The sequence below is a fragment of the Phycicoccus endophyticus genome, assembly GCF_011326735.1.
GTDB classification, from domain to species: domain Bacteria; phylum Actinomycetota; class Actinomycetes; order Actinomycetales; family Dermatophilaceae; genus Phycicoccus; species Phycicoccus endophyticus.
Map to the genome: position 1 here is coordinate 218298 of NZ_JAANCN010000005.1, position 7107 is coordinate 225404.

Consider the following 7107-nt stretch of genomic DNA (forward strand, 5'->3'; position numbering starts at 1 on the left):
TCAGCCCGAGGAGGAGTCCGAGGGCGAGGGGGAGGTCTCGGACGTGGTCGGGGTCTCGGACGTGGTCGGGGTCTCGCTCGGCGTCGTCGGGCTGACGGTCGTCGCGGTCACCGTCGGCGCCTCCTTCTGGGCGACGGTGATCTTCACCGCCGAGCCGATGTCGACCGTGTCGCGCCCGCTCGGGTCCTGGTCGATGACGTCCCCCTCGGGTGCGTCGCCGGTCTGCTCGTACTCGGTCTTGACGCGCAGGTTGGCGTCGGACAGCTCGCGCTGGGCCTCGTTCTGGCTCATGCCGACGACGTTGGGGACCTCGACCTGCCCGGTGCCGACCGTGAGGTCGACGCGGGTTCCCGGCTTGACGTCGGAGCGTGCGCTCGGCTCCGAGGAGATGACGACGTCCTTGTCGGTGTCCGGGTCGTCGACCTCGTCGACGGTGCCCAGGGTGAGCCCGAGGTCGTCGAGCAGGGCCTTGGCCTCATCCAGGGTGCGCCCGGCGAGGTCGGGCACCTCGACGTTGTCCGGGCCCCCGGAGACCGTGAGCCGGACCGTCGAGCCCTCCTCGGCCGTCGTGTTCGCCTCGGGGTCCTGCGAGATGACGTTGCCCTCCTCGACGGTGTCCGACGCGGCGGTCACCGAGTCGACCTCGAAGCCCTTCTGGGTGAGCGTCGCGGTCGCCGCGTCCTCCGGGGCGCCGACGACGTCGGGCACGGTGATCGTGGTGACCTCGGGTGGCGCGAAGTAGCTGACGAGTCCGAACCCGAGCAGACCGAGGGCGGCGAGCACCGCGAGGGTCAGGACGATGTAGGCCAGCGGCCCGCGTCGACGCTCCTCCTCCTGGCGCTCGCGGCGGGTCAGCAGCGGCTCCTCGTCCTCCGCCGGGGTGGGCGTGGGGGCGACCGGCGCCTCCCAGGCGGCCGTGTGGTCGGCCGCGCCCGTGGTCGGCAGCGCCTCGGTCATCCCCGCGGCCGCCGCGGCACCGGCGACCGCCGCCGCCGAGGAGCGGGCCGCCACGCTCACCGGGCGGCCGAGCCGGACCGCCTGGAGGTCGGCGCGGAAGTCGTCGGCGTCCTGGTAGCGCCCGTCGCGCGACTTCTCGAGCGCGTGGAGGAGGACGGCGTCGAGGTCCTCGGGGATGCCGTCGGCGTACCGGGACGGGGGCACCGCCGGCTCGCCGACGTGCTGGTAGGCGATCGCGACCGGGCTGTCCCCGAGGAAGGGCGGGCGGCCGGTGAGCAGTTCGAAGAGCATGCAGCCGGCGGAGTACAGGTCCGAACGGGCGTCGACGGTCTGGCCCTGGGCCTGCTCGGGCGAGAGGTACTGCGCCGTGCCGATGACGGCCTGGGTGGCGGTGACGGTGGCGCTGGCGTCGGCCATGGCGCGGGCGATCCCGAAGTCCATGACCTTGACCGAGCCGTCCTCGCCGACCATGACGTTGGCGGGCTTGATGTCGCGGTGGACGATCCCCTGGCGGTGGCTGTAGGCGAGCGCGTCGAGGACGCTCTCGGTGACCCGCACCGCCTCCATCGGCTCCAGCCGACCCCGCTCGGAGAGCACGTCGCGCAGCGTGCGGCCGTCGACGTACTCCATGACGATGTACGGGATGTTGACCTTGGCCCCGCCGGACTCGGTGTAGACGTGGTCCTCGCCGTGGTCGTAGACGGCGACGATCGAGGCGTGGTTGAGCGCGGCGGCGGACTGGGCCTCCCGGCGGAAGCGCCCGAGGAAGGTCGCGTCGCGGGCGAGGTCGCTGCGGAGCATCTTGATGGCGACCGGGCGGCCGAGCCGGGTGTCCACGCCGAGGTGCACCTCCGCCATGCCGCCACGGCCGAGGAGCTCGCCCACCTCGTACCGTCCCCCGAGCAGCTCCGGGACGTCACTCATGTCGTGCACTCCTCATTGGTTCAACCGTGCTTCCATCATGGCCTTGGCGATCGGTGCGGCCACGATGCCGCCCCCCGTCTCGGAGCTCGCCTCCCCGCCGTCCTCGACGACCACGGCCACCGCGATCTGCGGGTCGTCGGCCGGCGCGAACGAGATGAACCAGGCGTGCGCGCGGCCGCTGCCGTGCTCCGCCGTCCCGGTCTTGCCGGCGACCGTGGTTCCGCTGATCTGCGCCCGGGTGCCGGAGCCCTCGTCGACGACCGCGGTCATCATGTCGGTGAGGGTGTCGGCCACCTCCGGAGTGACCGCCTGCGAGAGCTCGTGCGGCTCGGTGGACTCGATGACCGACAGGTCGGACCCGATGACCGACTGCACGAGGTAGGGCTGCATGACGACCCCGTCGTTGGCGACCCCCGCGGCGACCATCGCCATCTGCAGCGGGGTGACCCGCACGTCGTACTGGCCGATGGCCGACTGCGCCAGCTGGGGCTCGTTGAGCTCGGCGGGAACGCTGCTCGGGGTCACCTGCATGGGGATGCTCGGCGCGTCCCCGAACCCGAACTTCGCGGCCTGCTCGCGCAGGGCGTCCGCGCCGATGTCCATCCCGAGCTGGCCGAAGGCCGGGTTGCACGAGACGACGAGGGCCTGCTTGAGCGTGACCTCGCCGGTCGAGCTGCACGGCCGGTCACCGAAGTTCGGCAGGTCCGCGGTCGTCTGCGGCAGGTCGAGCGAGGCGCCGCCGGGCAGTGTGGAGTCCGCGGTGTAGTCGCCGCTGGAGAGCGCCGCCGCCGCGGTGACGACCTTGAAGACCGAGCCGGGCGGGTAGAGGTCTCCGGCGATGGCCCGGTCGACGAGCGGGCGGTCCTCGGCGGTGTTGAGCTCCTGGTAGTTCTTCTCGACCGCTCCGAGGTCGTGCCCGGCGACCGAGTTGGGGTCGAAGGTGGGATGGCTGACGAGCGCGAGGATGGCACCGGTCTTCGGGTCGAGGGCGACCGCGGCGCCCCGGGAGTTGCCGAGGCCCTCCGCAGCGGCCTTCTGCACGGCGGGGTCGAGCGTGGTCTCGAGGGTCGCGCCCTGGGGCCGGCGACCGGTGAACAGGTCGGAGACACGGCGGTAGAAGAGCTTGTCGCTGGAGCCGGAGAGCAGCGAGTTCTCCGACTGCTCGAGGCCGCCGACCGCCCCGTAGAAGGAGTAGAAGCCGGTGACGTGTGCGTAGAGCTCGCCCTCGGAGTACCGCCGCTGGTACTTGAACTCGTCGTCGGTGGGCTGCGAGGTCGCCACCGGGTCCTGCCCGACGAGGATCTCGCCGCGCTCGCGGGCGTAGGTCGCGAGCAGCGTGCGGCGGTTGTCGGGCCGCGCGTTGAGGTCGGCGGCGAAGACGTACTGGATGAGCGTGGTCGACACGAGGAGCGCCGCGAAGAGGGACGCCACGAGGAAGGAGAGCCGGCGGACGGGCGCGTTCACGGCATCCTCACCACCTCGGTGCGGGCCTCGCCGACGGCGCTGCCCTCCTGCTCGTCGGGCAGGGGCCGGCGGGCGTGGTCGGAGATCCGCAGCAGGATCGCCACGAGCGTCCAGTTCGCGAGCAGGGAGGAGCCTCCGGAGGAGAGGAACGGGGCGGTGAGCCCGGTGAGCGGGATGACCCGGGTGACCCCGCCGACGACGACGAAGCACTGCAGGGCCAGCGAGAAGGACAGGCCGGCGGCGAGCAGCTTGCCGAACCCGTCCCGCGTGCCGAGCGAGGTGCGCAGGCCGCGCTCGACGAGCAGGGCGTAGAGCACGAGGATCGCGAACAGCCCGATCATCCCGAGCTCCTCGCCGAAGCTCGGGACGATGAAGTCGGACTCGGCGAGGTAGGTCAGGTCGGGCCGGCCTCGGCCGAGCCCCGTCCCGATCATCCCGCCGGCGGCCATCCCCATGAGCCCCTTGGCGAGCTGGTCCGAGCTCTGCAGGGCCTCGGGGCTGAAGGTGTGCAGCCACAGCAGGACGCGGGTCTGGACGTGCCCGAAGGTCAGGTAGGCGAGGTAGGCCCCGGCGCCGAAGAGTGCCAGGCCGATGGCGATCCACGACACCCGCTCGGTCGCCACGTAGAGCATCGCGACGAACAGCCCGAAGAACAGCAGCGAGGACCCGAGGTCCTTCTCGAACACGAGGACGCCGAGGCTCGCGAGCCAGGCGAGCAGGATGGGCCCGAGGTCGCGTGCCCGGGGAAGGGTGAGCCCGAGCACCTTGCGCCCGGCCACCGAGAGCGCGTCCCGGGTCTGCACGAGGTAGCCGGCGAAGAACACCGCGAGGACGAGCTTGGCGACCTCACCGGGCTGGAAGGAGAACGGCCCCAGGCGGATCCAGATCCGCGAGCCGTACTCGGAGTTGCCGATGAGGGGCATGAGCGGCAGGAGGAGCAGCACGAAGCCGACCGCCCCGGCGAGGTAGGTGTACCGCCGCAGGATGCGGTGGTCGCGCAGGACGACGAGCACGCCGGCGGCGATCGCCACCGCGAGCGCGCTCCACATCAGCTGCCGCAGGGCGACGCCGTCGGACAGGTCACGCCCGCGGGCGATGTCGACCCGGTGGATCATGACCAGCCCGAGCCCGTTGAGCAGTGTGACGATGGGCAGCAGCAGCGGGTCGGCGTACCGGGCCCGCCAGCGCAGGACGACGTGGAAGGCGAGCGAGACCCCGAGGTAGCCGACGCCGAGCGCGGCCAGGCCCGGCGGGATCGTCCCCGAGGTCGCGAGCCCGAGGTTGACGTAGGCCAGCCCGACGATCGCGACCGCGGCGAGCGTGAGGACGAGCTCGGTCGTGCGGCCCGAGCGCGGGGCGAGGGAGGAGACGACGCTCATGCGGACGGTGGGGTCGTCGGGGTGGAGGTGGCGGCCGGCAGGGTCGGCGTGCGGCTCGGCGCGACGCTCGGCAGACCGGTGCCGCTCGCGCTCGGGGTCGGGCTGCCGCTCGCGCCCGGGCTGGAGCTCGAGCTCGGGCTCGCCGACCCGCTCGAGGAGGAGGTCGGGGTCGGCATCGTCCATGTCGGGGAGACCGTCCGGCAGGGCTCGTCCTGGGTGCGGGCGTACCGGCAGGCCTGGGCCTGCACGCGCAGCTCCTCGACCCGGGCCTGCGCGTCGGCGCGGTCGTCGGCCTCGATCCCGCTCTCGATGCTCTGCTGGTAGGACTCGGGCAGGTCGTCGACGGAGATCGTCGTCGAGTACTCGGGCGAGGAGAGCTCGATCGGCCCGAGGCTCTGGGCGACACCGCGGTAGACGGTGACGACGCCGTCGTCCTCGCCGATGAAGTACTGCCGCTGGGACCAGGCGTACGCCGCGTACGAGCCGCCGGCGAGGACCACGACGGCCACGACGAGCGCGGCCGCCACCCGCAGCGCGAGGGTCCGGCGCGAGCGCGGGCCCTCCTCGGCGAGGGTGACGGTGTCCTCGGCGTCGCTCCCGCTCGTGGCCTGCGCGAGGGCGGCCGCCTTGGCGGCGGGGGTCGTCGGGATCGGGCGGGTGCCACTCCGCCGGGCGGCGGCGGCACCGACCACCTGCGGCTGGGTCGGTGGCGCGTCGACTTTGGCGATGTCGACGAGGTCGCCGACGACGACGGTGACGTTGTCCGGGGCCCCGGCCCGCAGCGCGAGCCCGACGAGCCGGTCGGCGCACTCGCCGGGGTCGCTCGTGGAGACGAGGACGTCGTCGACGGTCTCCTTGGCGACGTAGTCGGTGAGGCCGTCGGAGGCGATGAGGTAGCGGTCACCGGCCCGGCCCTGGCGCACGACGAGGTCCGGCTCGTCGTCGTCGTTGCCGGTGAGCACCCGGGTGACGAGCGAGCGCTGGGGGTGGGTCTTGGCCTCGTCGGCGGTGATCCGCCCCTCGTCGACGAGGTTCTGGACGAAGGAGTGGTCCTTGGTCACCTGGGTGACCTCGCCGTCGCGGACGAGGAAGGCGCGCGAGTCGCCGATGTGTGCGAGGACGATCCGGTCGCCGGTGCGGAAGATCGCGATGAGGGTCGTGCCCATCCCCTCGAGCTTGGGGTCCTCGGCGACGGCGGCCCCGATGTCGTGGTTGGCCCGGCGGATCCGGTCGAGCAGGGACTGGGTCGCCTCCCGGCCGGAGAGCGACTCGCCGTCGAGGTCGACGAGGGCGGCGACGACCGTCGAGCTCGCGACATCGCCGCCGGCGTGCCCGCCCATCCCGTCGGCCATGGCGAGCAGGTGCGGGCCGGCGTAGCCGGAGTCCTCGTTGTTCGAGCGGACCATGCCGACGTCGGAGCGCGCGGCGTAGTGGAAGGCGAACGGCATCGGCTACCTCTGCAGCTCGAGCGTCGTCTGCCCGATCCGCAGCACGCTGCCGGCGGTCACCTCGCGCGGCTCGGTGAGCCGGGTGGCGCCGAGGTAGGTGCCGTTGGTCGAGCGCAGGTCCTCGACGAGCCACTGGCCGCGCTCGTCCTGGTAGATGCGGGCGTGCCGGCCGGAGGCGTAGTCGTCGTCGAGGACGAGCGCGCACTCGGGGCTGCGCCCGATGAGGGTGCCGGCCGCCCGCAGGGGGAGCGTCGTCCCCGACAGCGGCCCGGCGGTGACGACCAGCCGGGTCGGGCCCTTACGGGCCGGCTTGGCGCCGCGGCCGCGCGCCGGGGCGGGGCGGGCGGGAGCCGGGCCCCGCGCCGGGGCCGCGACCCGCTTGTTGACCCGCGTGCCGTAGAGGTCGCCGCGCAGCACCCCGACGACGGCGAAGACGAAGGCCCAGAGCGCGACGAGGAGACCGAGCCGGAGCACGGTGAGGGTCAGCTCGCTCAGCATCGCGTGCTCACCGCCGCCCGGCGCGGAAGGTGACCGACGTGCGCCCGACGGTGACCCGGTCGCCGTCCTCGAGGTGGGTGCTCGTGATCCGCTCGCCGTTGACGAAGGTGCCGTTGGTCGAGCCGAGGTCGCGGACCGTCGTCACGAAGTGGGGGCCGTCGGTCGTCACGCGCAGCTCGCTGTGCCGGCGGGAGATGCCGGGGTCGTCGAGGACGATGTCGGCGCTGTCGTCGCGCCCGAGGATCGTCATGGCGCCCATGAGCGGGTAGCGCTCGCCGTCGACGTCGAGCCAGGGCCGGTCGGCGGGGTTGACGCGGCGCGGGCGGGCCGGGGGCGCCGCCTCCGCGCGGGTCGGCGGCGCGTCGGCACGCTCCGGTTCCGGCTCGGGTAGGGCTGCGGCCCCGGCGGCCATCGCGGCGGCGCCGGCGGCCGCACCC

Annotated in this window: 6 protein-coding genes; all 6 read right to left on the reverse strand. The window is 73.3% G+C overall.

From position 1 onward, the window contains the following. Positions 1-1881 carry a Stk1 family PASTA domain-containing Ser/Thr kinase gene (pknB, locus tag G8D98_RS08075; RefSeq protein WP_166101439.1) on the reverse strand — a complete coding sequence of 627 codons (1881 nt, stop codon included), beginning with the start codon at positions 1879-1881 and terminating at the stop codon, positions 1-3. Positions 1882-1893: 12 nt separating this feature from the next. After that, positions 1894-3345, reverse strand: a complete 1452-nt coding sequence (locus tag G8D98_RS08080; protein WP_166101442.1) for a peptidoglycan D,D-transpeptidase FtsI family protein — start codon at positions 3343-3345, stop codon at positions 1894-1896. After that, positions 3342-4724, reverse strand: a complete 1383-nt coding sequence (locus tag G8D98_RS08085; RefSeq protein ID WP_166101510.1) for an FtsW/RodA/SpoVE family cell cycle protein — start codon at positions 4722-4724, stop codon at positions 3342-3344. The genes G8D98_RS08080 and G8D98_RS08085 overlap by 4 nt, the downstream gene beginning before the upstream one ends. Beyond that, positions 4721-6172 carry a PP2C family protein-serine/threonine phosphatase gene (locus G8D98_RS08090; RefSeq protein WP_166101444.1) on the reverse strand — a complete coding sequence of 484 codons (1452 nt, stop codon included), beginning with the start codon at positions 6170-6172 and terminating at the stop codon, positions 4721-4723. The genes G8D98_RS08085 and G8D98_RS08090 overlap by 4 nt, the downstream gene beginning before the upstream one ends. 3 nt (positions 6173-6175) lie before the next feature. Beyond that, a complete protein-coding gene (locus G8D98_RS08095; RefSeq protein ID WP_166101512.1) occupies positions 6176-6667 on the reverse strand; it encodes an FHA domain-containing protein FhaB/FipA in 492 nt (163 codons plus the stop codon). 10 nt (positions 6668-6677) lie between these two features. After that, positions 6678-7107, reverse strand: a 430-nt coding sequence (locus tag G8D98_RS08100) for an FHA domain-containing protein (protein ID WP_166101446.1), incomplete at its 5' end; no start/stop codon positions are given.